We start from the raw sequence: 24,220 nt of genomic DNA on the forward strand, positions 1-24,220 counted from the left end.
CCTTTTCCGCGGCGGAAAGCTTGGAAAGATCTGGAAGGGGGCGCAGTTTTGTCATGATCAGCATCATGGACCGATTTCAAGAAACGAACAACTCTGGCACGTGCTCGCTCAGGCTAAACAGTTACCGCGCCGACATCATGGAAGAGCATGCGGCAGCGCGCCGTGCGCAACTGCGTGACAGTCAGCCCTGCGACCATTGCCGCAGCCGCCTCATCGTGCGGATCACGACGCTGCCGTTCGACCGGCAGCGGTCCCAGGAAATGCTCGATCAACTCAAAAGACGAAGCAGGCCCCACATGTTGCCCAAAGTAGTGTCCGGCTGGCTGAAGAACGCGATGGATTTCTGGCCAATCCGGGCACACCGGGTGGCGCGACGTGACAAGCGCGAACGACGCATCGGCAAAGGGCAGCGCCGCGCCCGCCGCTGTTTCCACCACCTGCACGCCGCGCGCGCCCAGGCGCGCTTGCGCCTTGCGCGCGTTGGGCGACCAGGCTTCGCTCGCATACATGCGGGGAGGAAAACACGGTGCCTCATCGACTACCTCGCCACCACCCGTATCCAGATCGAGCGCCGATTCGACGCTCGCCAGCCGCTGCGCGAGCAAGCGGGCATAGCCCCAGGGTGGGCGTTCTTCGCTGGCGCGCCCATCGAGCCAGTCGAAGCCCCAACCGCTCACGTCAGCCGCTTCGGCTTCGGCCACCAAGGCCTCAAAAGGTTTCATTCATTGTTCCTCGATCTGTCTTGAACCTCACGTATCGCTGTCGCCGCACTGCGCAGTAACAGGGATAGGGATGCATTGTTTTACTTCACATTCATGGCTGCTTCTGGCTCAGCGCACGCCGGTAATGCACGGCGAGCGCGCCGTTGCGCAGCGCCCGCGCCGAAATCAATTCAAGCCGTCGCGTGCCGGGTAGCCCGCTCTCGTACAGGGTCGGGCCGTGGCCGGCGATCCTGGGGTGGACGAGTAATTTGTATTCATCGATCAGGTCCAGGCGATCGAGTTCGGCCGCCAGCTTGCCGCTACCGAGGAGCACGCCGTCCGGTGTGGCGTCCTTGAGCTTCTGTACGCCTGTGCGCAGATCGCCGGCGATGTGGTGGCTATTGGTCCACGGAAAATCCGTTCGCGTCGACGACACCACGTACTTCGGCTTGGCCTCCAGCTTGACCGCCCACGCGCGCATCGCCGGTGGCGCCTCCGCGTCGCCGCGGGCGAGCGCTGGCCAGTAACTTTCCATCATCTCGTAGGTGACGCGGCCCCACAGCATCGCCCCGCCCTCGTCCATGAGGCGGGTGAAGAAAGCGTGTGTCTCGTCGTCGGCGATGCCTTCCTGATGATCCACGCATCCATCCAGAGTAACATTGATGCTGAAGGTCAAGAGTCCCATGCTGTCCTCCATTCAAGAAACGCGATTCGGCTATCCATGTGCGCCTGTGGCCTGTATGACGCCCATGTCGCGCAATGTCCGTTGCTCAACTTCGGTCAATATTGATGCTTTGACAGCAAAAATTGACGAACGACGCAGGCCGCGACATGATCGAATGGCGCCATCCGGACGTCGCGCGTTGAGCAGCCCAGCAATGAACCCGGAGCGCCCGTTGTTCTTACTGCCCAAAGCATCATCGCTTCCCATGTGAATTTTGCATAAGCATTGTCGTTGCCACCTGTTCATGGGAATATTGTGTCATGCGACGGCTGGAATTCCCGGGCCGTAAGGAAAAAACGACGTGAACACCAGAGACCTGCTCTTCGCTTTTGCCGCACTGCTCCCGCTCCCCCCCCAGAGCGCGGCGCAGGAGTCGCCGACCTTGCGAAAAATCGCGGAAACGGGCGTCATCAGCATTGGCTTTCGCGACAAATCGATCCCGTTTTCCTATCTCGACAAGCAGCAGCGGCCGACCGGCTATTCGATCGAACTGTGCTATCGCATCGTCGACGCCATCCGCACCCGGCTCAAGGCGCCCGGCCTGGAAGTGATGCTGCGCCCGGTCACCTCCGCCAACCGCAGCGCGTTCATGGTCAACGGCATCGTCGACCTCGAATGCGGCTCGACCACCAACACGCTCGAGCGGCAAAAGGAGGTGGCGTTTTCGGTGACGACCTTCGTCGCGGCCACCAGCCTTGTCGCGAAAAAGACAGCCCGCATCGATTCGCTGCAAGCGCTCAAGGGCTCGACCGTGGTGTCGACGGCCGGCACCACGGCCATCAACGCGCTGGGGGAAACCGCCCAGGCACAGGGGCTCGACCTGCACATCATTCCGGGCAGGGATCACGCCGAAGCGTTTTCGCTGGTCGAGGCCGACCGCGCGCTCGCGTTCGTGATGGACGATGTGCTTCTGCACGGGCTGGTCGCCGCCGCCAAGGACCCGGCCATGTATGCCATCGCCGCCACCGACTTGCCGGTGCAGCCGTACGGAATCGTGGTGCGCAAGAACGACCCCGAATTCAAGAAACTGGTGGACGAAGCGATCGTCGCGCTGTTCAAGTCCGGCGAAGTGCAGCAGATCTACCGCAAGTGGTTCGCGCCACTCCAGCTACCGATGAGCCCGGCGCTGAAAAAGGCGATTGCCGCCCCCACCGATTCAGGCGACCCGGCCGCCTACCGGTGAAGCAGGGAATTGGCGCGGTCTAGCGCGCCCCTGCGCAACGAGCCTGCCTTGCAAGGCAGGCTTCCTTCGCCCGTTATCATAGGGCTAATCCTCGAACCAGCTTTTCGCCGTCCCGCAGCAGTAAAACGCGTCATGAACAATGGCGTCGCCCACAAAAAACCTCGTCCCTTTAGGAGATCGCATGCTTCACAAAAATCCCGCGCAATCGATGATCGCGCTGTTTGCCCTCCTGTTCTGCATGGCCTCGGCCACGCAGGCGGAAACTGCCGCGCCCAAGCTGGCCAACGTGACCATCCTGGCCACCGGCGGCACCATCGCCGGCTCCGGCGCCACCAGCACCACCACGGTCGGCTACACCGCCGCCACGGTCGGCGTGCAGCGCCTGATCGCGGCGGTGCCCGAACTGGCCAAGGTGGCCAACGTCAGCGGCGAACAGGTGTTCCAGATCGCCAGCGAGAACATGAGCAACGAGCACTGGCTCACCTTGGCCAAGCGCGTCAACGTCCTGCTGGCCCAAGCGAACGTGGACGGCATCGTCATCACCCACGGCACCGACACGCTGGAAGAAACAGCTTACTTCCTGAACCTGGTGGTCAAGAGCCGCAAGCCGGTGGTGCTGGTGGGCGCGATGCGGCCATCGACCGCGATCTCGGCCGACGGCCCGATCAATTTGTACAATTCGGTGCTGCTGGCGGCCAGCCCCGAGGCGGTCGGCAAGGGCGTACTGGTGGCGATGAACGACCAGATCCAGTCGGCGCGCGATGTGACCAAGGTCAATACCTCGACCCTGGACTCGTTCCGCACACCGGAACTGGGCCTGCTCGGTTATATCCAGGGCAGCAAGCCATTCTTCTACCGCCAGCAAATACGCAAGCACACCAGCGAGACCGAATTCGACATCGGCGCGCTGCAGGTGCTGCCGCAAGTGGACATCGTGTATGGCTATGCGAACGTCGGACCGGTAGCGGTCGATGCGTTCATGGCCGCGGGCGCCAAGGGCATCATCCACGCCGGCGTGGGCGACGGCAGCCTGGCCGACAGGGTCAAGCCGGCGCTCGTTGCCGCGCATGCCAAGGGGGCGGTCGTGGTGCGGGCCAGCCGCGTGGGCCAGGGCATTTTGGCGCGCAACGGTGAAGCCAATGACGACCAGCTCGACTTCGTGGTGGCCGACACCCTCAGTGCGCAGAAGGCGCGCATCCTGCTGATGCTGGCGCTGACCAAGACCACCAGCACCAAGGAGATTCAGCGGATGTTTTATACCTACTAAGTTCTGCCTGGGGGCCTGCCCTGCAAGGCAGGCGAGCCGCCAGCGGCTACTGTGCGAAATTGGGTTCCCGCCTGCGCGGGAACGACGAATTAACGGTATCGAAATGGAATCTATTCGCGCCGATTGGTCAGACACACCCTCGTGTCCCGCTCGCCGCCCGGCGCCGGCCGGAAGTCGTCGATGACGATGCCGTGCCGGTGCAGCTTGTCGTACAAGGTCTTCTTGCCGATGCCGAGCGCATCGCAGATCGCTTGCGGACGTCCGCTGTGCTGTTTGAGCGCCTGTTCCACCAGTGTCTTTTCGACCATGTCCATCTGTTGCGCCAGCGTCATCGGGGCCGCAGCCGTCTCGGCGGCGCCCAAGTGCATCCCCGGCAGTCCCAGCACGAAACGGTCGGCCGCGTTGCGCAGTTCGCGCACGTTGCCGGGCCAGTCGCCGGCCATCAACTTGAGCATGTCCTGTCCGGCCAGGGCCGGGGCCTCGCGCCCGTAGCGCAGCGCCGCCTGCAGCGAAAAATGTTCGAACAAGACCGGAATGTCCTCGCGCCGTTCGCGCAGCGGCGGCAGTTCGAGCACGGCGACGTTGAGCCGGTAATACAGGTCGCTGCGAAACTTCTGCTGCGCGCTCAGTTCCTTCAGGTCGCTCTTGGTGGCGGCGACGATCCTGAAGTCGACCGGCACGCCCTGGTTCGAGCCGAGCCGCTCGATCTTGCGTTCCTGCAGCGCGCGCAGCAGCTTGACCTGGAGCACCATGGGCATGCTTTCAATTTCATCGAGCAGCAAGGTGCCGCCGTCGGCATGCTCGATCTTGCCCACGCGGCGCTTGCTGGCGCTGGTGAACGCGCCCGCTTCATGCCCGAAGATCTCGCTCTCGAACAGGCTTTCGGGCAGGCCGCCGCAATTGATCGCGACGAAGTTCGCCTTGCTGCGTTTGCTGTGCTCGTGCAGGCAACGCGCCACCACTTCCTTGCCGGTGCCGGTTTCGCCGTACACCAGCACGTCGGCCGGCGTATCGGCCAGGTTCAGTATCTGGCGCCGCAGTTCGCGTATCGCCGGCGAGTTGCCGAGCAAGGTCGCCTCGATCCCGCGCCGGTCCTGCAGCTGGCGCTGCAGCATGTCCACTTCAAGGCGCAGCGCGCGTTTTTCCATGGCGCGCGACACCACCTCGACCAGGCGCTCCATCGCGAACGGCTTCTCGATGAAATCGTAGGCGCCGCAGCGCATTGCCTCGACCGCCATCGAGACGTCGCCATGGCCGGTCACCATGATGACCGGGATGGTGGCTTCGAACGCGCACACCCGGCGCAGCAGTTCGAATCCGTCCATGCCGGGCAGGCGCACGTCGCTGATGACGATGCCGGCAAAGCTGCTGCGCAGTTGCCCGAGCGCGTCCTCGGCCGACTCGTACGGCGCCACGTCGAACCCGGCCAGCTCCAGCGTTTCGGTGACGCTGCTGCGCACGGCCAGGTCGTCTTCGACGAACACGATGGTGAAACCTTCATACATGACTTGTTTCCTCTACTAGTGTCAGGTCCAGTTCGAAGGCGGCGCCGCCTTGACAATTCGACGCGCGCAAGGTGCCGCCGAAATCGCGCACGATGTCGGCCGAAATGGCAAGGCCGAGTCCCAGTCCCTGGCCCGGCAGCTTGGTGCTGAAAAACGGCTCGAACAGGCGCGCCATCACGGCTTCGGGAATGCCGGCGCCGCTGTCGCTGACCTCGATGCGCGCGCGTCCGCCCGCGCTCCACAGGCGGATGGCCAGGTTCTTGACCGGCGCGTCCAGCATGGCGTCGAGCGCGTTGGCGCACAGGTTGATCAGCACCTGTTCGAGCCGGTTGGCGTCGCACATGGCGCGCACCGACGGCGCCAGGTCCAGCCGCACGCAGGCGTGTTCGGTGCGGATCCGGTTTTCCAGCAGCTGCAAGGTATTGTCGACCGCCTTGGACAGGGTGAGCGGGGCCATGGCCAGGGGCGTCTTGCGCGAGAAGGACTTGAGCTGCTCGGTCAGGCGGCCCATGCGTTCAGTCAGGTCGCTGACCGAGCGCAGGTTCTTTTCCACGCGCGCCAGGTCGCCGCGCTTGAGCAGCAACCGGGCATTGAAGGAAAGCGAGCGCAGCGCGGTGAGCGGCTGGCTGATTTCGTGCGTGATACCGGCCGACATCTGGCCGAGCAGAGCGAGTTTGCTGGCGTGTAGCAGGTCGTCCTGGGAAGCGCGCAGCACCTGTTCGGCGTGTTCGCGTTCGCCGATTTCGCGCAGCAGTTCGCGGTTCATCGCATGCAATTCGGCGGTGCGGTCGGCAACGCGCAGTTCCAGTTCGTCGTGCGCGCGCTGCAGCGCTTCGCGCGCGTGCAGGCGGCTCGCTATGGCGCGCCGGCGCATCGCCACGAACATCGCGAGCAAACCGAGGAAGCCGGCCAACAGGCCCGCGACCACGGCGTTTTGCCCGGCCTGCAGCTTGACCGGCGCGGCATTGGTGAGCGTGAGCAGGCGCCAGCCCTGGCGCGCCATCGGCCGGCTCTGGCTGGCGTAGCGGGTCGATGGCGCGGCCGGGTTCAGCGCGCGCCACGCGACGACAGGCTGGCCCTGGTCGATGGCCTGGAGGTCGGCCTTGCGGTTGCGCCACTGGGGCGCGGACGAGAGAACGATCACGCCTTCGGCGTCGAGCACCATGAAAAAATCGTTGGGCGACTGCGCGGCCGACGCCACCCAGGTCGACTCGATCGGGTCGAGGCTGATCTTGACCACCACCACGCCGAGCACCAGGCCGCCTTGCAGCACTTGCTGGGCGAAGTAATACTCGGGCGAGTTGCGCGCCGCCGCGCGCGAAAAGTAGCGCGCCGGCCCGCCCTGCATGGCGCCGGAAAAATACGGCAGGGCTGCCAGGTCCATGCCGACGCTGGTCTCCGGCTGGTACCAGTTGCTGGCCGCTTGCACCAGGCCCGCCGTGTCGAGCACGAAGATGGCGAGCGAGCCGGCGCGCGCGTTCAGGCTGGTCAGGCGCTTGTTGGCGCGCTCGCGCAGGCCGGCGCCGCCCGGGTTCTTCAGCAGGGCATGGACGTCATGATCGAGGGCGACGATGCCGGGCAGGTATTCATGCCGGCCCAGTTCGCTTTCGAGGGCCGCCGCGTACAGGTCGAGCTGTTGCGCCTGGACCTCGCCAAGCTGCGCATAGCCGCGCCGTTCGCTCCATGCATACACGAAGACGACGGCGGCGCAGAGGCCGATGACCGCGGCCCATGCCGCGACTGTGCCCGCGGAGCGGGAAACGGCAAATTGTCGGAACGCCTGCAAGGCTCACCTCGGCGCGTGTGGTTGTGTTGGCGCGGTCCGGCAAGAGGAGGCGACTGCGCCCTATCTTACCCCAGAAAATTCTGTCGGCTATCAATTTCGGCAATCGCCAAAAGATCAGGTTTCTAAATCCACACGCCGGGAAACGGGTTTGTGTGGAATACCGCACGCGCGCTGCCGATCGGCGTTTCCCGAGAATTGAAAATATCTATTCCAATCAAGGCGGTGCGGCGCTTCTCGCAATATTTACATTGCTGGCATGCAAACTGCTATGGATAGGAGGCAGGGATGGAAACACATGCCGAATAATCGGCAGTGCAATGGGTGACGGACAATCGCGCCGGCCCATTAAAAATATATAAGAGCAGGAGACAGCAGTGGACATGAAATGGGTCGAAGACTTTCTTTGCCTGGCCGATACGCGAAGCTTTTCGCGTTCCGCCAGCGAGCGGCACTCCAGCCAGCCGGCATTCAGCCGGCGCATCCGCTCGCTTGAAACCTGGCTCGGCGCCACGCTCGTGGACCGCAGCTGCAACCCTCCCTCGCTCACGCCGGCAGGCCACGTATTCCGCGGCCATGCACTCGGCATTATGCAACAGGTCCACAAGGCCAAGCATATCCTGCGACACGCTTCGGATTATCCCGGCGGCGCCATCTAGATAACTCGCCAGCGCGGCAATTGAGCTGTTCCATGCACCGCGTTGAATGGACCGGTATTGCCGGTCAAATACAAAAAACGATAAACAATTAAGGAAGAAAATGAATAAGATCATTATCGCCATCATGGCATCGAGCCTGGTGCCGGCGGCCGCCATGGCGCAGTCGGCGGTGACCGTGTATGGCGTGGCCGACGTCGGCTTTGTGCGCGAAACGGGCGGCGCGCAGGGCAGTGTCAACACGCTGGGCAGCGGCGTCGCCTCCGGTTCGCGGCTGGGCTTCAAAGGCACGGAAGACCTCGGCGGCGGCGTCAAGGCCTACTTCGTCCTGGAAAACGGCATGAAGATCGATACCGGCAGCGCGGCCCAAGGCGGCCTGCTGTTCGGACGCCAGGCCTACCTGGGCCTGTCCGGCCAGGCCGGCGCGCTCAGCTTCGGGCGCCAGTATTCGCCGTACTACCGCGCCATGCGCGACATCGTCGATCCGTTCTGCGACGGTCTGGCCGGCCAGGCGGGCAACATCACGGTCTCGAACGCCCGCCTCGACAACATGGTCGGCTACGCCTCGCCGACACGCTATGGCTTTGCGGCGGAGCTGGCCGTGGGCGTCGGTGAAGTGCCGGGCAATTCAGCCGCCAAGCGCGCCTACAGCACGGCGCTGTCGTATACGGCCAAGAGCCTGGTCCTTACGCTGGGCTGGCACCAGCAGCAAGATGCGCTGGCCACCGACAGCAGCGCCAATACCCTGCTCGGCGCCAAGTACGACTGGGGCGTGGCCGAGGGGCACCTGGGCTACGCGCGCAACAAGGGCCTGCTCGGTGCGCGCAGCAACGATGCGATCGTCGGCGCGAGCGTGCCTTTCGGCCCGCACAAGGTGTATGTCTCGTATGTCCGGCATGACGACACCACGCACGCCAACCGCGACGCTTCCCAATGGGGGCTCGGCTACACCTATGCCCTGTCCAGGCGCACCGACCTGTACGCGGCCTATGCGCGCATCGGCAACCGCAATGGCGCCACCTTCAAGGTCGGCAACGCCACCTCGGATGGCACCGGCAACACCGGGGCAAACCTTGGCATCCGCCACACCTTCTGATCCTGTTGCGTTTCCCCGGCCGCCGGGCGGCCGGTGTATCGCTTCGTGCTTTCTTCACCCCTTTGGAGTTATCTGACATGAATTGTGCAAAATATCTCGTTGTACTGCTCGGTGCAACCCTGTTCGGCGCCGCCGCGCAGGCGCAGGAACCGAGCGGCACGCTGGCCAAGATCAAGAAAAGCGGCGTCATCACGCTGGGCGTGCGCGACGGTTCCATTCCCTTTTCCTACCTGGACGACAAGCAGCAGTACCAGGGCTATTCGATCGACCTGTGCATGAAGGTGGTCGCCGCCCTGCAAAAGCAGCCGGGCCTGGCCTCCTTGAAGGTGGCGATGAATCCGGTGACCTCGGCCAACCGCATCCCGCTGATGGCCAACGGGACGATCGACCTCGAATGCGGCTCGACCACCAACAACCTGGAACGCCAGCAGCAGGTCGCCTTCGCCCCGACCATGTTCGTGGTCGCCAACCGCCTGCTGGCCAAAAAGACGTCGAACATCCATACCTTGGCCGACATGAAGGGCAAGACCTTGGTGGCCACCGCCGGCACCTCGACCCTGAAGCAGATGACGATCCTCAACCGCGAGCAAAACCTGGGCATGAACATCGTCGTCGGCAAGGACCATCCCGAATCGTTCCTGATGGTCGAAACCGGGCGCGCCGCGGCCGAGGCCAACGACGACATCCTGCTGGCCTCGCAACGCGCCAACGCCAAGAAACCGGACGACTACCAGATCACGGCCGACGCGCTGTCGGTCGAGCCGTACGGGATCATGCTGCGCAAGGACGACCCGGCCTTCAAGAAGGCGGTCGACGACGCCCTGATCGCCTATTACAAGTCGGGCGACGACGTGTATCGCCTGTACCAGAAATGGTTCCTGTCGCCGATTCCGCCAAAGGGCATCAACCTGCGCTTCCCGATGCCGCCGGAGCTGATCAACGTGCTCGCCAGGCCGACCGATTCGGCCGACCCGGCCGCGTATGCGGTGGTGCCGGACGCGCAAAAAGCGGCCTCCAAAAAGCGTTGATTTTCCTGTAGCCCAGCCTGGAACAATACTATGAACTATCACTGGAACTGGCGCATCTTCTGGGAGATTGCGCCCGATGGTGCCGGCACGTATTTCGACACCTTATGCTCAGGCTTGATGTGGACCCTGGCCACCGCGCTTTCGGCCTGGATCATGGCGCTGGCGCTCGGCCTGGTGGTCGGCACCGTGCGCACCCTACCGAACAAATGGCTGGTACGGCTGGCCAACGGCTATGTCGAACTTTTTCGCAACGTGCCGCTGCTGGTGCAGATGTTCCTGTGGTATTTCGTCGCTCCCGACGTGCTGCCGCAAGCCGCCGGCGACTGGATCAAGGCCCTGCCCAACGCGCCGTTCGTCACGGCGGTGCTGTGCCTGGGCTTGTTTACCTCGGCGCGGGTGGCGGTCCAGGTTTCGACCGGCATCGCCGCTTTGCCGGGCGGGCAAAAAATGGCTGGCACCGCGCTCGGCCTGACGCTGGCGCAGACCTACCGCTACGTGCTGCTGCCGATGGCGGCGCGCGTGATCCTGCCGCCGCTGACCAGCGAGTTCCTCAACATCATCAAGAACAGTTCGGTGGCCTTGACCATCGGCCTGATGGAACTGACTGCCAGCGCCCGCGCGATCCAGGAGTTTTCGTTCCAGGTGTTCGAGGCCTTCAGCGCCGCCACGCTGGTCTACGTGCTGGTCAACGCCGTGGTCGTGTTCATCATGCACCGGATCGAGAAAAACGTGGCGATTCCCGGCCTGATCGTCGCCGGCGGCGCGGCGGGGGGGCACTGAGATGGCGCTCGATTTCGATGTCGACGTGATAGCCCGCTCGTGGGTCTATCTGTTCCAGACCGGGATGGTCTTCACTGTCAAGCTGACCGTGCTGGCCATGAGCGGCGGCATCGTCCTGGGCACGCTGCTGGCGCTGATGCGCCTGTCGAGCATCCGCGCGGTGTCGCTGCTGGCGTCCGGCTACGTCAACCTGGTGCGCTCGATCCCGCTGGTGCTGGTGATCTTCTGGTTCTACTTCCTGGTGCCGTATATCGCCGCCTGGATCATCGGCGCCGACACGCCGGTACAGGTGGGCGCTTTCACGTCCGCGCTGATCACCTTCATCATGTTCGAGGCGGCCTACTACTGCGAGATCATGCGCGGCGGGATCGGCTCGATCGCGCGCGGCCAGGTATGGGCGGGGCGGGCGCTGGGCATGACCTACTGGCAGACGATGCGCCACGTGGTGCTGCCGCAGGCGTTTCGCAACATGATTCCCCTGCTGCTGACGCAGACGATCGTGCTGTTCCAGGACGTGTCGCTGGTGTACGTGCTGTCGATTCCCGATTTTGTCGGCGCCGCCAGCAAGGTCGCCCAGCGCGACGGCCGCCTGGTCGAGATGTACAGCTTCGTGGCGCTGGTGTATTTCGTGCTGGGCCTGGGGCTGTCGTTGCTGGTGCGCCGCCTGCAGCAGCGCGTGGCGATCATCCGCTAGCGCTTTCCAATTGGAGAAGAAAAATGATAAAAATTGACAATATCAGCAAATGGTACGGCAAGTTCCAGGTGCTCACCGAATGCAGCACGCAGGTCGGCAAAGGCGATGTGATGGTCATCTGCGGGCCGTCGGGTTCGGGCAAGTCGACCCTGATCAAGACCGTCAACGGCCTTGAGCCGTTCCAGAAGGGGGGCATCAGCGTGGACGGCGTGGCGGTGGGCGACCCGAAAACCAATTTGTCCAGGCTGCGCGCGCGGATCGGGATGGTGTTCCAGAATTTCGAACTGTTCCCGCATTTGTCGATCCGGGAAAACCTGACCCTCGGACAGGTCAAGGTGCTCGGGCGCAGCGCCGACGAGGCCAACGCCAAGGGCCTGAAGTACCTGGACCGGGTCGGCCTGCTGGCGCAGCAGGATAAATTTCCGGGCCAGCTCTCGGGCGGCCAGCAGCAGCGCGTGGCCATTGCCAGGGCCTTGTCGATGGATCCGATCGCGATGCTGTTCGACGAGCCCACCTCCGCGCTCGACCCCGAAATGATCAACGAAGTGCTCGACGTGATGGTCGGCCTGGCGCAGGAGGGGATGACGATGATGGTCGTTACCCACGAAATGGGTTTCGCCAAGCGGGTGGCTAACCGCATCGTCTTCATGGACCAGGGGAAGATCATCGAGGACTGCACCAAGGACGCGTTCTTCGGCACCCGGCGCTCGGACCGCGCGCGCGACTTCCTGGCCAAGATCATCCACTAAAAGAATCCACCTTCAAACGACAACAACGGAGCCGCCGCATGACACGCCAGCACGACATTCCATCCTACCTCGTCCCCAAGGAAAACAACCCCTGGAGCGTTTACCTCGAACAGATCGACCGCGTTACGCCGCACCTTGGTGTACTGGCGCGCTGGGTCGAGACGCTCAAGCGGCCCAAGCGCATCTTGGTGGTCGACGTACCGATCGAGCGCGACGACGGCAGCATCGCCCACTTCGAGGGCTACCGCGTACAGCACAATATGTCGCGCGGCCCCGGCAAGGGCGGCGTGCGCTTCCACCAGGACGTGACGCTGTCGGAAGTGATGGCGCTGTCGGCATGGATGACGGTCAAGAACGCCGCCGTCAATGTGCCGTACGGCGGCGCCAAGGGCGGAATCCGGGTCGACCCGAGGACGCTGTCGCAGGGCGAACTGCAGCGCATGACGCGCCGCTATACCAGCGAGATCGGCATCATCATCGGGCCGAACAAGGACATTCCCGCGCCCGACGTGAACACCAACGAGCAGACCATGGCGTGGATGATGGATACCTACTCGATGAACCAGGGCAGCACGGCGACCGGCGTGGTGACGGGCAAGCCGATTTCGCTGGGCGGCAGCCTGGGACGGCGCGACGCCACCGGGCGCGGCGTGTACGTCGCCGGCTGCGAGGCTGCCATCAAGTGCGGCCTGCGGATCGAGGGCGCCAGGGTCGCGCTACAGGGCTTCGGCAATGTGGGCGGGATCGCCGCGCGCTTGTTTTCGGAGGCCGGCGCGCTGGTGGTGGCGGTGCAGGACCACGGCGGCACCATCGTGCATGACGGCGGCCTGGACGTGGCGGCCTTGCTGGCGTACGTGGCGCAGACGGGCAGCGTGGTGGGCTTTGCCGGCGCCGAGGACAGCATTGCGCCGGAGCGCTTCTGGAGCGTCGCTTGCGACATCCTGATTCCGGCCGCGCTGGAGCAGCAGATCACCAAGGAGAACGCCGGCCAGATTCGCGCGCGCATCATCCTGGAAGGCGCCAACGGACCGACGACGCCGGAGGCCGACGACATCCTGCGCGAAAACGGCGTGCTGGTGGTGCCGGACGTGATCGCCAACGCGGGCGGTGTCACGGTCAGCTACTTTGAATGGGTGCAGGACTTCTCGAGCTTTTTCTGGAGCGAGGAAGACATCAACGCCCGCCTGACGCGCATCATGCGCGATGCGTTCGCGGCCATCTGGCAGGTGGCGCAGGAGAAGGACGTGTCGCTGAGGACGGCCGCGTTCGTCGTAGCGTGTACGCGCGTGCTGCAGGCGCGCGAGGTGCGCGGCTTGTATCCGTGAGGAACTGAGGGGACAGTCTGCGCCGGCGGCGCCACGCATCCCGCATGCTGCGGCGCCGATCCAACACCGCACCGACGCGGGAAGTGCTCCAGGAGCACTTCCCTTTGTTTTAGAAACTGACGCCGCCAGTGACGTAGAACTGACGCCCCAGGGGATTCGCATAGCGCGCGTCGAATCCCGCTTGATTTCCGCCGCCCGCAGTACGAATACTGAGAGGTGGTTCCGCATCGAACACATTACGAATGCCCAGAGAAATGCCCAGCTTAGCGTATTGTTTCATCTGGATTCGCGTTTGCCAGTCAACGGTCGTAAACGCTTTAACGTCACGTTTGAGACCGGTGAACCCGACCGGCAAGGTGCCGTCATCGTTGACCAGCTTTAAGGCGTTGTCGTCCGCCGTCAACACCTGGTCGTGATAACCGGAGCGGAAATTGATCGCCAAGGTGTGGGTGTAGGTATCAAGACTGGCCCAGCTGGCCGACAGCCGCGAAACAATGCGGGCGGTGACGTTGTTGTATGCATCAAACCGGCCAACGCTGCTTTCCGTGGGAGATCCAGGCACGTCGACCTCGGATTTCAACATGTAGGTGCCATTCCACTTGAGGTCGAACTTGCCCACGCCGGTTTTCATCGAATACGAGTTGTCCCAGTCAATCCCGCGGTAGCGCGCCGCGGCCAGGTTGAATGTCGGCAGAAGCGTGACCAGCTTGTTGGCGCCGATGCCCTGATCATAGACAACGGAAAAGTTATTGTTGAATTTGACCGGATCTGCGAAGGGAAACTGTTCGGGAAGGGTCGTGAGCTGGTCCTTCATGTTCACCGACCACAAATCCAGGCCGAGCGACAAGCTCTTGACCGGATCGAATCGCACACCAACTGCGTATTGCTTAGACGTCTCAGGCCGCAAGCCACTTTCTCCGGAGAGCTTATTTCCACCCGAGAGCAAGTACTGCTGCGTCGTTCCCGTACAGTACGCCGCGCGAGGATCCGGGGCTTTGACAGGGCAAGCATACGCCCCGGAAGTATTGCCGGCCTGAACGGTCGGCGAAGCGATCGAGTCCATATTCGCCACCTTGAAGCCCGTCCCGTACGATCCCCTGAGCAGCAAATTCTCGACGGGAGTGAAGCGGAACGCGAGCTTGTAGGTCGCCTTCTTGTTGGAATTGCCCTGTTCCGCCGGAGGCAGCAGCTTGCCGTCCGAGGGATCGAAGACCATGCGGTTTTTCACGGCCGCATACGCATCGTAGCGGGCCGCGGCCGTCACTTCCAAGGTCTTAAACACTGGCGTCATCCACTCGGCGGAAGCGCCCCAGTTGGCGCGCTTGGCCGCGACAGGCAAGTGATCGGCCGAGTCACCCAACGGGGTGTCGGTAAAATTGGGCTGTTGCGCGTTCGCCCCCTGCGAAATTGGACTCGGCATGAAATTGTAACGTTGCTGCGCATAGTCGCCGCTGAGCGCCAATTGGGAAGTACCGCCAGGTGCGTCGAACAATGCGTGGCTGAGCGTCCCGCTGATCCTGTCCAGTTTTACTTCGGTCTTGTTTTCGTTGGTATGCAGGATTGCCGGCGCCAGAACAGCAGACGAACTACCCGATGGACCGAATGGATTGAACCGACCGGAAGCGACAATGTCGTTATAGGCATTCTTGCTCAGGAAGCCGTCCACAAAATTGGATTCCTGACTATTCTCGGAGTGCGTAAACGATGCCGAGTAATCGAAGCCATTCTTCATGCCTGAAGCGCCAAAGGCGAGATGCTTGGCATCTGTCACATAGTCTCTGGTCCTGCCTCCGGCGTCGGTGAACCGGATATTCATCGAAGCCGATGCCACGTCGCCCGGCGAGACGCCAATCTTGCCAAGATACGGCACCACTTCATTGGCATACAGGGCCCCGCTCAACGGCAGACTCAGGCGCTGGGCAGCGGGCGCATAGCGCGCCGTCTGCTTGTATTTTGAGAGCACAAGCTCACCAAACACATTCAGGTCAGGATTGAGCTTCATGTTGAACGAGGAGAAGAGACTGTCCCGCTCAGACTTCGGAACCAGCTGCACAGTCCCCGCGTAGTCGAACCAGCACGACTTGTCTTCCGCCGTGCCGACAAATGCAGTGCCGGGAGCGCAGGCGCCGGTTTTATAGTAGGCAGGCGAGAAGATCTTCACCGTCTTGTCCTTGAGGCTCAACGTGGCCGACGCCGGTGCGGTATTGGCCGCCAGAAGGTAAGTGGAATAATTCTTTCCGTTTTCGGTAAAGCGCCTCAGTCCGGTTTTTGCGAAATCACGATCCTTCGCATTGAGTTCACGTTGAGCGTCATGCGCGTACGTCACCAGGAAGTTGTAGCCATCCTTGTCGAGGTCGCCGAACCCTTTGGATAGCGAGAAATTGGCGTTTCCTCCACCTTTTTTTCCTGGGCGATTCGCGCCAGCATCGAATCGGAAGTCCTGCTGGTTCTTTTTCAGAATGAAATTGATGACGCCCGCAATCGCATCGGACCCGTACAAGGTCGAAGCACCGTCAGTCAGAATTTCCACGCGCTCGACCGCGCTCATCGGAATGCTGGCAAGGTTAACGGCGCTGCCCGATCCGTAGGACGCGATCCGGCGACCATTGAGCAATACCAGCGTATAAGCGGCTCCGATACTGTGGATCGAGGCGTTTTGAACACCGCCGCCGCCGCCGTTGACGGACTCCGACGCAGTGGTAAAGCCCTGCATTGACGAGAGCGACTGAACGAGCTCTTCAACGCTTTTGGCGCCGGTTTTCTGAATATCCGCCGCGCTCAAGAATTGAACTGGCAGCGCCCCTTCCTTGGCGATGCGTTTGATCGCCGAGCCAGTGATTTCCACTCGCTGTATTCCTTCCTCCTGAGCGTGAGCGCTCGGGCAAAAAGCGGTACTGCCGCCGATCAGACCAGTCATACATAGAAGTCGTATCGCTGCACAAATCGATTTCTCTTTCAAGGGTGTCTCCCCAACATTTGGTTAGTTGATTTCTGTGTTTTTGTCCGGCTATGTCCATCGGTATTTGGCGAACGGCATGCCGGGCTTATAGGTCTATGCAAGATGCATACATGTGTCGATTCCAGGCCCTTGCTGCGCTTGTGCCAAGTAGCGGCGCGACGTGCGTGCTTGAAGCCGGAACGCGCCATATCCGATGCATGCCGAAGCCGTGGTGACGAAACTAGCTTCGGCGAATGTAGCCTAACCAGATTGTTCATTTGTATCTATGCGTCTTTCGCCATGTGCAGGCGCATAACGTACATAACTTTCCGAGCCAGCAAGTAAGCGGCCTACCGAACGTTGCCGCCAACATGTGCTGGCGCACCCATTGCCACAAGTTCGAACCGACTGGTCGCAGGGTAGGCACGGCTCGGCGCATTTGACTGGACCGCCGCCCGGTTGGCGCCTAAGGTGACAGCTTTCATCCCTCGGAACTTTCCATGCGCGCTATACTTTCCTCCATCCTTCTTGCGTTGTGCCTGGTCAGCCCGGCACACGCTGCCGACAAACCTGCTGCCGGCGCCCGTGCGGCCGACGTGGCGGCAATCGACCAGGTGGTCGAGCAATTCAAGGCGGCCATCATCGCTCGTGACGGCAAGACCCTCTCCACACTGTTCCTGCAGGACCATGACAGCTGGTTGTCGGTTGCCGATGAGGCCAAATGGGCGAAGGTAAAGGCGCGCCATCCGCAGGCGCCCAAGGTGTTACCATCGAGCTGGAAAAAGTTCGCCGAATTCATCCAGGAGGCGAAGATGCCCGTCGAAGAGCGCTTCTACAACGTGCGCATCGATACCAATGGCGCCGTCGCCTCGGTCTGGTTCGATTTCGACTTCCTCGTTGACGGCAAGGTGAGCAATCGCGGCAGCGAGAGCTGGCAGATGGTGCGCGCGGAAGATGGCTGGAAGATCAGCTCGATGCTGTATTCGATGGGTGACTGACACGATAGCATCACAGGAACCCCACGTGAAAATCGAAACGCCCTTGCTCGTTCCCGTGCTCGCCGCACTGCCGGTGTGCGCCTGCCTGATCATCCTCGGCCTGCCCTCCTTCGGTCATGGAAATATTGTTGCCTTTCGTACGCTGTTCTTCGTCACCTGCCTGGCGTGGCTGATTCCGCTGACGCTGCTGCAGCGGGCCATGTGGCGCCGCGAATGGCCCTGGCTGCGGATGGCGTTGGCGCTGCTGGCAGCGAGCTACGTGATGTCCATCCTGAACGCCGTGCTGGGGCAGCGCCTTGCGATCTCGCTCGGGCTGGAAACAGGCTACCGCTGGGCCGATCTGGCACGCGGCCTGGATGGCTGCTGGCTGGCGCTGATCGCGTTCTGCGCGGTCCATGCGGTGGCGGCCTATTACCTGTCGCTGCAACAGGTCCGCTTGCATCTGGCCCAGGCGCGCAGCGCGGCGCGCGACGCCGAGCTGCGCGCGCTGCGGCTGCAGGTCAATCCGCACTTCCTGTTCAACTCCCTGAACGCGATTTCCGCGCTGGTGTCGGCCCAGTCCAACCGTGAAGCCAACCGCATGCTCGCGTGCGTGTCCGACTTCCTGCGCGCCACCCTCGCACACGACGGCCGCCACGAGCATTCGCTTGCCGATGAATTGGCCCTGCTCGACGCCTACCTCGCCATCGAAAAGGTGCGGCTCGGCGAGCGCCTGCGCCTGACGATGAAGGCCGGCCCCGACCTGCTGGGCAGCGTCGTGCCCTACCTCATGCTGCAGCCGCTGGTGGAGAATGCGATCCGCCACGGCATCGCACCGCTGTCCGCGCCAGCGCGGCTCGACATTCTGGTCGAGCGCGCCGGTGCGCGCCTGCTCATCGACGTGCGGAACGACGGCCAGCAGCGGGCGCACGCGGAGGGCGGCATCGGCCTGGCCAACGTCAGGGAACGCCTGCGCCACCTGTACGGTGAGGATCAAGAGGTACAAGCAGCCTGGAATACGGATGGCCGCTTCCACGTGCGCATCGCCATGCCGCTGCGCAGCATGGGGGCGGCCGCATGAATATCCGGGTCGTGATCGTCGATGACGAACCGCTGGCCAGACTGGCGGTCAAGGTCAGGCTGGCGCGGCGTGACGCCTTCACGCTGCTTGGCGAATTCGGTGACGGCGCCAGCGCTTACGACGGTATTGTCGCGCTGAAACCCGACCTGGTGTTCGTCGACGTCGACATGCCGGGCAAGTCCGGCCTCGACCTGCTGGCCGCACTGCCGCCGGCACAGCGGCCGATGGCGATCCTGCTTACGGCCTACGACGGCTTCGCCGTGCAAGCCTTCGAACTGGCCGCCCTTGATTACCTGCTCAAGCCCGTCGATGAGGAACGCTTCGACGAAGCCCTTGACCGGGCCCAGCAAGCTTTTCCCTATCGCGGCCAGGGCCGTGCCGCAGCACCGGCATCAGCGGCGGTGCGCAGTTTCAGCGTGCGGATAGGATCGCGCACGGTGCTCGTGCCGGTTGCCGAGGTCGAGCGCATCGAGGCCGACGGCGACTACGCCACCTTGCATGCCAACGGCAAGACCTGGCTGGTGCGCGAACGCCTGCACAACCTGGCCATGCGGCTCGATCCGCGCCAGTTCCACCGCGTACACCGCTCGTCCATCGTGCGGCTGGACATGATCGCCGAGCTGTGCGCGCTTACCAACCGGGACGCCTTGCTGCGTCTGCGCGACGGCAGCGTGCTGCGCGCCAGCCGCTCTTATATGCCCGCTCTGGCCGAGGCACTGCAACATCGCAACAAGAAACCGGAATGAGGCAGCGCTAGCAGGAGCGTCTGCGGACGGGACATCCCTTGCAGGGGAAGTCTCCCAAGAGCGTGAGCCATGCGCAGGGAGCGTCGATTCGATAACGCTCCCAGGGGCGCATCACGCGCATTTTTCATACGATCAATCGATGAGTAGTCCAACTGGAGGCAGGTATGTCATACAAGAAGAAGTTTGTCGCAGGCGTGGTGTTGGGGTTTGTATTGTCGGTTCCCGCCTTGGCGGCGTCGGACACACCGTTGAACACGTCCGCCCGCGCTGCGATCCTGAAGACACTGGCAGCGAAAATGAGCGAGAATTACATCGAGCCAGCAGTGGCCGAACGGGTCGGCCGTGCGATCGCCAAGAAACATGCCGAAGGAGGCTATGCGTCCGCCGCCAGTGCGCAGGCGTTCAGCGCGGCGCTGGCGAAGGACCTGCGCGACTTGAGCCGCGACTTGCATTTCAACGCCACGTTCGACGAACGTTTTGGTGAGCGCAACGGCGCCGCCGACTCACTCAGGCGCACCGAGGCGAACGACGCAGGCGTTCAGGCCGTGCGGTCGGGCTATGGCATCGAAAAGATTGAACGCCTTCCCGGCAACGTCGGCTACATCGAACTGCGCGACTTCGGGCCTACCAAACTCGTCGGCCCAGCCTACACGTCGGCGATATCGCTGCTGGCGGGGGCCGATGCGCTGATCCTCGACCTGCGCCGCAACGGCGGTGGACGCCCCGCCAGCGTCGCTTATTTGATGAGCCATTTCTTCCCGCTTGGCGACAGGCGTCACCTCAATGACATGTACGACCGCCCGTCCAACACGACACAGGAGTCCTGGACGTTGGCATCGGTCGGGGAGCGTTACCGCAAGCCCGTGTACGTGCTGACCTCGGCGCGCACGGCTTCCGCCGGCGAGGAATGCGCCTATGACTTCCAGACGCAGAAACGCGCGACCCTGGTAGGCGAAACCACCGCCGGCGCCGCCAATCCCGTCAGCCCGTACGACGTGGGGCACGGGATCGCGGTTCGGATCCCGGACGGGCGCTCGATCAATCCCATCACCAAAACCAGCTGGGAGCACGTCGGCGTGAAACCGGACCTCGCCGTGCCTGCAGCGCAGGCGCTGCAGGCGGCGCATGCCGCCATTTTGCGCAACCTGGTGTCAGCGGCAACGGACGACAAGGAGCGCACCAACCTGCAGCGCCTGCTTGCGATGGTGGAGAAGGGGGAATCCGAGAAGCCGATTTACACGCTCAGGGGGGAGCGTTAAGCGAAGCGGTGTGCGTGCGGGGTTCGCCTGCGTCAGGCGCTGAGCACGAACGCGCCCAAGCGCGTCCACAGCCAAGTTACCGCGCGCGGGGGGCCGGGTTGCCACAGGCGCTGTCAGCAGCGGTTGTAAACTGATACACGCAGCGATTGAAAACTGATACACCGATTTGAGAAGATGGCCGCTTTGCGGAGCGGCCTGAAACCCAAAGAGGTGTACGTGGAAATTCAACTACGAAAGAAGCATGGATTAAGCCTGCGGCAGATCGCCGCCGAGGTAGGCTGCGCAGTGAACACAGTGCGGGGGCACTTGCCTAGCCGAAACTGCTGGTCCATGCCACACACTGACAGAATGAGTCGGCCGCCCAAGCAACTCGGCGGCGGCGACCTCAATGCACAGCATGCGCACACGACGCATAATAATCAAGAGTCCTAACTAAATTACGATATTTAACGCGGTCTACACCATACACTGCGTGGCCTCTATTGCCCGATTGGTAACTCGTCTTCGTGACTGACTACGACAAGAACCTCAGCTTGAGTGCCACCGATGCTTCGAATCTTGTGGGGAACTAAGGAGTTGAAATACAGGGAGTCCCCGGCAGCAAGTTCATAAGTACCCGTTGGAAAGGCTACCTCAACATTTCCCGAATGGACAAAGAGGAACTCTTCTCCCTCGTGTTCTTTAAATGCTGAGGTACCAAAGTCATCGGCCGGATAGATGACGAACGGAAGCATTCGCTTTGATGAGGCGCCGGACGCAATGCTTTGTATGGAAGGCTTGTCGCTGTCGGAATTCCCCAGCGAGGTGCGCTCGCTAGCTCGTGTGATTGCTATCTCTGCCGGGGAAGCCTGGTCCGAAAAAAGCTCCTCGACGTTAACACCAAGTTCACTTGCAAGCTTAATGGCGACGGCGATTGAGGGCACGCTCAGGCCGCGCTCCACTTTTGAGAGGTAGCTTTTGGTTAGCCCAGTTTGCTCAGCCAAAGTTTCCAATGACCAGTGCCTTTGTCGTCGAAGTTGTTTTAGCCGTATGGACATAATTAATCTAGCGAAAAAAGACATTGTACCAGATGACACATAGTGTCATACTCGACACAATGTGTCTTATCCAGCTTTGTTTGCGAGATACATGTTGGTTCCATTTTTTGAAAAGGATGTCATATGAACAGTACTCTCACAATGTCAAAGCAGGAACTTGTTTCCATCGCCCAGCGGCGTCTCGACAAAGAAGTCGGCACGAGCACATGGTCTACCCGCCAAAAGCTCGCGCTGGCCTGCCGCGTTCTCTATGACGGAGGTCACGATGCCGGGTTGGCAGGTCAAATCACTTGCCGCGCCGACGAGCCCGGCTCTTTCTACACCCAGCAGCTGGGACTTGGTTTCGACGAAATCTCGAGCTCGAATCTCATCCACGTCGACCAAGACTTGCAGGTGCTTTCCGGTAAGGGAATCCCTAACCCCGCAAATCGCTTCCACACTTGGGTGTACCGTGAGCGCCCGGATGTCAACTGCATCATCCATACCCACCCCGCACATATCGCTGCGTTGTCGATGCTCGAAGTGCCGCTCGAAATCTCCCACATGGACACAACGCCCCTCTACGGGGATTGCGCTTTCCTCAAGACGTGGCCTGGCGTCCCTGTTGGTAACGAAGAAGGCGAAATCATCGCTGGCGCACTAGGGGACAAGCGTGCAATTTTGCTGGCTCATCATGGTCAGCTCATTGCGGCGAAGTCCATCGAGGAAGCATGCGTTCTCGCACTGCTCATCGAGCGCGCAGCCAAACTGCAGCTGCTTGCCATGGCAGCAGGAACCATCCAACCAATCCCGCCGGCGCTCGCTACTGAAGCCCACGACTGGATTTCCACCGATAAGCGAAACGCAGTGACATTCGCCTATTACGCACGCCGTGCGCTTCGCAATCACACCGACTGCCTGGTCTAACAAAGGAAAAACTATGAGCAAAAAATTCGAAGGAATCATCGCCTATCCCGTCACACCTTTCATGGCCAACGGCGCTATCGACGTCGATATGCTGACAGAGCTTATCGACCGCTTGATTGACAGCGGTGTGCATGCAATCGCACCGCTTGGCAGCACTGGCGAAAGTGCCTACCTCAGCGACGACGAATGGGAAACGGCAGCACGGTCATCAGTCGCTGCCGTTGCGGGAAGAGTCCCAACCGTTGTTGGCATTTCCGAACTCACTACGCTTGGCGCTATAAAGCGGGCCCGCTTCGCCCAGCGCGTTGGTGCCGATGCCATCATGGTGTTGCCGATATCGTACTGGAAGCTGACTGAAGCCGAAATCATCGCGCACTATGCAGCAATCGGCGATTCTGTCTCGATTCCAATTATGCTGTACAACAACCCAGCGACGAGCGGCATCGACATGCAGCCAGAGTTAATCGCGCGAATTTGTAAGGAAGTGCCGAGTGTGACGATGGTGAAAGAGAGCACTGGCGACCTTCAGCGCATGCATCGTCTTAAACAGCTTACGAACGGTACCATTCCGTTCTACAACGGAAGCAATCCTCTGGCATTTGCTGCTCTCAACGCCGGAGCCGCAGGTTGGTGTACAGCGGCTCCAAACTTGAACGCCGAGCTGCCACTGGCGTTGTACGATGCAATCAAGCGCAACGATATCCTGGCGGCACGCGCAACGTTCGAAAAAGTACTGCCACTACTACAATTTATCGTCAAGGTTGGCCTGCCCACATCAGTAAAAGCCGGTCTGGCACTTCAGGGCATTGAAGCGGGGGAGCCGCGGTTGCCTTTGCGTCCGCTGACGCCAGCAGCTCTAGAAGACCTGTCAGGAATCCTTGCAAATCTCGAAGGTACACCCAAGACGAGCGCATCTATCGCCTAAGTTGGCAAAGGCAGCGGTTTCATAGTGGACTTGGTATCTGAGGCCGTTGCCCACTAAGCTGAATGTTTCATAAACTGCCGCCGCAGCGCCGCCTCGGCGCTACATTCGCGCCTCGGTGGTGATCACGATGCCGCGGACGATATCCTGGCCACAGAAGACGTACAGCGGCAAGTAACAGTCATTGTCGTAGTAGCGGTGGAAGTGGGACTTCTCTTGCTCCCCATGCAGCGGCATATGGGTGGCATCGATGTCGAGCACCAGTTCCTTGGGCCGCTTGGCTTTGCTGGCGATGAACTGATCGAGCAGAACGCCATGCAGGGCGGCCGCCTGCGCGCGCGTGGAGGACGTTTCAAGTCGGCTCAGCGTCGGCGCCGAAGCCAAGTCATCGGCCCGGCCCACTGCCGTGTGCATGGCCAAGTCGCAGGGCAGCACAGCACATTGTGGTCACAGACGTCCTCCCAGCCACAGCACGGGCCGTACACGCGCTGCGCGAGCAAGTCGCGCATGCTGTGCGAAACGCTGGCACGACGGCGTCGATCCTCGAATACGTGCGCAATCGCTTTGCTTAAGCCGATGCGCTGATCCACTTGGCGCAGCAGCAGAACCCCGCCGTCGCTGACGATGTCGCCGCCGTCAATGACGCCTCAACGACGCGCCGTCCAACCCTCCCGAACTTGATCGGTTCATTGCTACAATTTGGCATCGGCGGGGTCCCCGGTTGTGATTGGCGTCAGTAAGCGGTCGCTCAGCGGCGTTATTGCGCGACCCGATGGCGATCTGGAGAATGCATCCCTGGTGACAAACGAATCCCAGGGAGATGGCAATGGACGCAGGTAAGCGGGCAGTCAAGCGGGTGAACA

The 24,220-nt window shown here is 61.9% G+C and carries 21 protein-coding genes and 1 pseudogene; 15 read left to right on the top strand and 7 right to left on the bottom strand.

From position 1 onward, the window contains the following. Positions 1-113 precede the first annotated feature (113 nt). The gene (locus F1735_RS27020) at positions 114-722 is read right to left on the bottom strand and encodes a class I SAM-dependent methyltransferase (RefSeq protein ID WP_222853091.1); all 609 of its coding nucleotides are present in this window, start codon (positions 720-722) and stop codon (positions 114-116) included. A gap of 91 nt (positions 723-813) precedes the next feature. Further along, complete coding sequence (locus F1735_RS27025; RefSeq protein WP_167239816.1) at positions 814-1,386, bottom strand: dihydrofolate reductase family protein; 573 nt, start codon at positions 1,384-1,386, stop codon at positions 814-816. Positions 1,387-1,726: 340 nt separating this feature from the next. On the opposite strand from F1735_RS27025, the gene F1735_RS27030 reads away from it, so the two are divergent. Together F1735_RS27030 and F1735_RS27035 are read left to right on the top strand one after the other, a co-directional pair. After that, positions 1,727-2,608, top strand: a complete 882-nt coding sequence (locus F1735_RS27030) for an amino acid ABC transporter substrate-binding protein (RefSeq protein WP_167239817.1) — start codon at positions 1,727-1,729, stop codon at positions 2,606-2,608. A gap of 181 nt (positions 2,609-2,789) precedes the next feature. After that, complete coding sequence (locus F1735_RS27035) at positions 2,790-3,875, top strand: type II asparaginase (RefSeq protein ID WP_167239818.1); 1,086 nt, start codon at positions 2,790-2,792, stop codon at positions 3,873-3,875. 110 nt (positions 3,876-3,985) lie between these two features. Here F1735_RS27035 and F1735_RS27040 read toward each other — a convergent pair whose 3' ends face one another. Both F1735_RS27040 and F1735_RS27045 read right to left on the bottom strand, forming a co-directional pair. Next, positions 3,986-5,380 (bottom strand): sigma-54-dependent transcriptional regulator, encoded by a 1,395-nt coding sequence (locus F1735_RS27040; RefSeq protein WP_167239819.1) that lies wholly within the window; start codon positions 5,378-5,380, stop codon positions 3,986-3,988. Then, the gene (locus tag F1735_RS27045; RefSeq protein ID WP_167239820.1) at positions 5,373-7,166 is read right to left on the bottom strand and encodes a sensor histidine kinase; all 1,794 of its coding nucleotides are present in this window, start codon (positions 7,164-7,166) and stop codon (positions 5,373-5,375) included. Before F1735_RS27045 ends, F1735_RS27040 begins: the two co-directional genes overlap by 8 nt. 380 nt (positions 7,167-7,546) lie before the next feature. On the opposite strand from F1735_RS27045, the gene F1735_RS27050 reads away from it, so the two are divergent. The 7 genes from F1735_RS27050 to F1735_RS27080 all read left to right on the top strand — a co-directional run bounded on the left by F1735_RS27050 (position 7,547) and on the right by F1735_RS27080 (position 13,491). Next, positions 7,547-7,822 (top strand): LysR family transcriptional regulator, encoded by a 276-nt coding sequence (locus tag F1735_RS27050; protein WP_187362455.1) that lies wholly within the window; start codon positions 7,547-7,549, stop codon positions 7,820-7,822. A gap of 100 nt (positions 7,823-7,922) precedes the next feature. Next, a complete protein-coding gene (locus F1735_RS27055) occupies positions 7,923-8,915 on the top strand; it encodes a porin (protein WP_167239821.1) in 993 nt (330 codons plus the stop codon). A gap of 77 nt (positions 8,916-8,992) precedes the next feature. Next, positions 8,993-9,943, top strand: coding sequence for a transporter substrate-binding domain-containing protein (locus tag F1735_RS27060; protein WP_167239822.1), 951 nt, complete (start codon positions 8,993-8,995; stop codon positions 9,941-9,943). A gap of 30 nt (positions 9,944-9,973) precedes the next feature. Continuing rightward, a complete protein-coding gene (locus F1735_RS27065) occupies positions 9,974-10,723 on the top strand; it encodes an amino acid ABC transporter permease (RefSeq protein WP_167239823.1) in 750 nt (249 codons plus the stop codon). A gap of 1 nt (position 10,724) precedes the next feature. Continuing rightward, a complete protein-coding gene (locus F1735_RS27070) occupies positions 10,725-11,417 on the top strand; it encodes an amino acid ABC transporter permease (RefSeq protein ID WP_167239824.1) in 693 nt (230 codons plus the stop codon). 23 nt (positions 11,418-11,440) lie between these two features. Further along, complete coding sequence (locus F1735_RS27075) at positions 11,441-12,166, top strand: amino acid ABC transporter ATP-binding protein (RefSeq protein ID WP_167239825.1); 726 nt, start codon at positions 11,441-11,443, stop codon at positions 12,164-12,166. A gap of 38 nt (positions 12,167-12,204) precedes the next feature. Then, on the top strand, positions 12,205-13,491 hold the full coding sequence (locus F1735_RS27080; protein ID WP_167239826.1) for a Glu/Leu/Phe/Val family dehydrogenase: 1,287 nt from the start codon (positions 12,205-12,207) through the stop codon (positions 13,489-13,491). Positions 13,492-13,600: 109 nt separating this feature from the next. Here the strand turns inward: F1735_RS27080 and F1735_RS27085 are convergent, their stop codons facing one another. Further along, positions 13,601-16,408 carry a TonB-dependent receptor domain-containing protein gene (locus F1735_RS27085; protein ID WP_187364371.1) on the bottom strand — a complete coding sequence of 936 codons (2,808 nt, stop codon included), beginning with the start codon at positions 16,406-16,408 and terminating at the stop codon, positions 13,601-13,603. A 521-nt stretch (positions 16,409-16,929) separates the two neighbouring features. On the opposite strand from F1735_RS27085, the gene F1735_RS27090 reads away from it, so the two are divergent. The 4 genes from F1735_RS27090 to F1735_RS27105 all read left to right on the top strand — a co-directional run bounded on the left by F1735_RS27090 (position 16,930) and on the right by F1735_RS27105 (position 20,492). Beyond that, entirely contained in the window at positions 16,930-17,427 is a 498-nt protein-coding gene (locus tag F1735_RS27090) for a nuclear transport factor 2 family protein (protein ID WP_167239827.1), read from the top strand. 25 nt (positions 17,428-17,452) lie between these two features. Next, positions 17,453-18,487, top strand: a complete 1,035-nt coding sequence (locus tag F1735_RS27095) for a sensor histidine kinase (RefSeq protein ID WP_373888586.1) — start codon at positions 17,453-17,455, stop codon at positions 18,485-18,487. Next, on the top strand, positions 18,484-19,233 hold the full coding sequence (locus F1735_RS27100; protein WP_167239828.1) for a LytR/AlgR family response regulator transcription factor: 750 nt from the start codon (positions 18,484-18,486) through the stop codon (positions 19,231-19,233). The genes F1735_RS27095 and F1735_RS27100 overlap by 4 nt, the downstream gene beginning before the upstream one ends. A gap of 164 nt (positions 19,234-19,397) precedes the next feature. Beyond that, positions 19,398-20,492 carry a S41 family peptidase gene (locus F1735_RS27105; RefSeq protein ID WP_167239829.1) on the top strand — a complete coding sequence of 365 codons (1,095 nt, stop codon included), beginning with the start codon at positions 19,398-19,400 and terminating at the stop codon, positions 20,490-20,492. A 479-nt stretch (positions 20,493-20,971) separates the two neighbouring features. Here F1735_RS27105 and F1735_RS27115 read toward each other — a convergent pair whose 3' ends face one another. Then, positions 20,972-21,529, bottom strand: a complete 558-nt coding sequence (locus F1735_RS27115; RefSeq protein ID WP_167239830.1) for a helix-turn-helix domain-containing protein — start codon at positions 21,527-21,529, stop codon at positions 20,972-20,974. A gap of 123 nt (positions 21,530-21,652) precedes the next feature. Here F1735_RS27115 and F1735_RS27120 point away from each other — a divergent pair, with 123 nt between their 5' ends. Together F1735_RS27120 and F1735_RS27125 are read left to right on the top strand one after the other, a co-directional pair. Continuing rightward, positions 21,653-22,435 carry an aldolase gene (locus F1735_RS27120; RefSeq protein WP_167239831.1) on the top strand — a complete coding sequence of 261 codons (783 nt, stop codon included), beginning with the start codon at positions 21,653-21,655 and terminating at the stop codon, positions 22,433-22,435. Positions 22,436-22,448: 13 nt separating this feature from the next. After that, complete coding sequence (locus F1735_RS27125; RefSeq protein WP_167239832.1) at positions 22,449-23,360, top strand: dihydrodipicolinate synthase family protein; 912 nt, start codon at positions 22,449-22,451, stop codon at positions 23,358-23,360. A gap of 135 nt (positions 23,361-23,495) precedes the next feature. Here F1735_RS27125 and F1735_RS27130 read toward each other — a convergent pair. After that, positions 23,496-24,063: pseudogene (locus F1735_RS27130) on the bottom strand (transposase); the annotation flags it as partial. Positions 24,064-24,220 lie beyond the last annotated feature (157 nt).

The sequence above is a fragment of the Massilia genomosp. 1 genome, from assembly GCF_011682185.1.
GTDB classification, from domain to species: domain Bacteria; phylum Pseudomonadota; class Gammaproteobacteria; order Burkholderiales; family Burkholderiaceae_D; genus Telluria_A; species Telluria_A rubra.

Bases quoted from the DNA above. Each gene is read 5' to 3' on its own strand.
- F1735_RS27075 (WP_167239825.1), top strand. From the start codon at position 11,441: ATGATAAAAATTGACAATATCAGCAAATGGTACGGCAAGTTCCAGGTG.
- F1735_RS27115 (WP_167239830.1), bottom strand. From the start codon at position 21,529: ATGTCCATACGGCTAAAACAACTTCGACGACAAAGGCACTGGTCATTG.
- F1735_RS27025 (WP_167239816.1), bottom strand. From the start codon at position 1,386: ATGGGACTCTTGACCTTCAGCATCAATGTTACTCTGGATGGATGCGTG.
- F1735_RS27080 (WP_167239826.1), top strand. From the start codon at position 12,205: ATGACACGCCAGCACGACATTCCATCCTACCTCGTCCCCAAGGAAAAC.
- F1735_RS27060 (WP_167239822.1), top strand. From the start codon at position 8,993: ATGAATTGTGCAAAATATCTCGTTGTACTGCTCGGTGCAACCCTGTTC.
- F1735_RS27070 (WP_167239824.1), top strand. From the start codon at position 10,725: ATGGCGCTCGATTTCGATGTCGACGTGATAGCCCGCTCGTGGGTCTAT.
- F1735_RS27125 (WP_167239832.1), top strand. From the start codon at position 22,449: ATGAGCAAAAAATTCGAAGGAATCATCGCCTATCCCGTCACACCTTTC.
- F1735_RS27120 (WP_167239831.1), top strand. From the start codon at position 21,653: ATGAACAGTACTCTCACAATGTCAAAGCAGGAACTTGTTTCCATCGCC.
- F1735_RS27020 (WP_222853091.1), bottom strand. From the start codon at position 722: ATGAAACCTTTTGAGGCCTTGGTGGCCGAAGCCGAAGCGGCTGACGTG.
- F1735_RS27090 (WP_167239827.1), top strand. From the start codon at position 16,930: ATGCGCGCTATACTTTCCTCCATCCTTCTTGCGTTGTGCCTGGTCAGC.
- F1735_RS27100 (WP_167239828.1), top strand. From the start codon at position 18,484: ATGAATATCCGGGTCGTGATCGTCGATGACGAACCGCTGGCCAGACTG.
- F1735_RS27055 (WP_167239821.1), top strand. From the start codon at position 7,923: ATGAATAAGATCATTATCGCCATCATGGCATCGAGCCTGGTGCCGGCG.
- F1735_RS27040 (WP_167239819.1), bottom strand. From the start codon at position 5,380: ATGTATGAAGGTTTCACCATCGTGTTCGTCGAAGACGACCTGGCCGTG.
- F1735_RS27035 (WP_167239818.1), top strand. From the start codon at position 2,790: ATGCTTCACAAAAATCCCGCGCAATCGATGATCGCGCTGTTTGCCCTC.
- F1735_RS27085 (WP_187364371.1), bottom strand. From the start codon at position 16,408: ATGACTGGTCTGATCGGCGGCAGTACCGCTTTTTGCCCGAGCGCTCAC.
- F1735_RS27065 (WP_167239823.1), top strand. From the start codon at position 9,974: ATGAACTATCACTGGAACTGGCGCATCTTCTGGGAGATTGCGCCCGAT.
- F1735_RS27105 (WP_167239829.1), top strand. From the start codon at position 19,398: ATGTCATACAAGAAGAAGTTTGTCGCAGGCGTGGTGTTGGGGTTTGTA.
- F1735_RS27050 (WP_187362455.1), top strand. From the start codon at position 7,547: ATGAAATGGGTCGAAGACTTTCTTTGCCTGGCCGATACGCGAAGCTTT.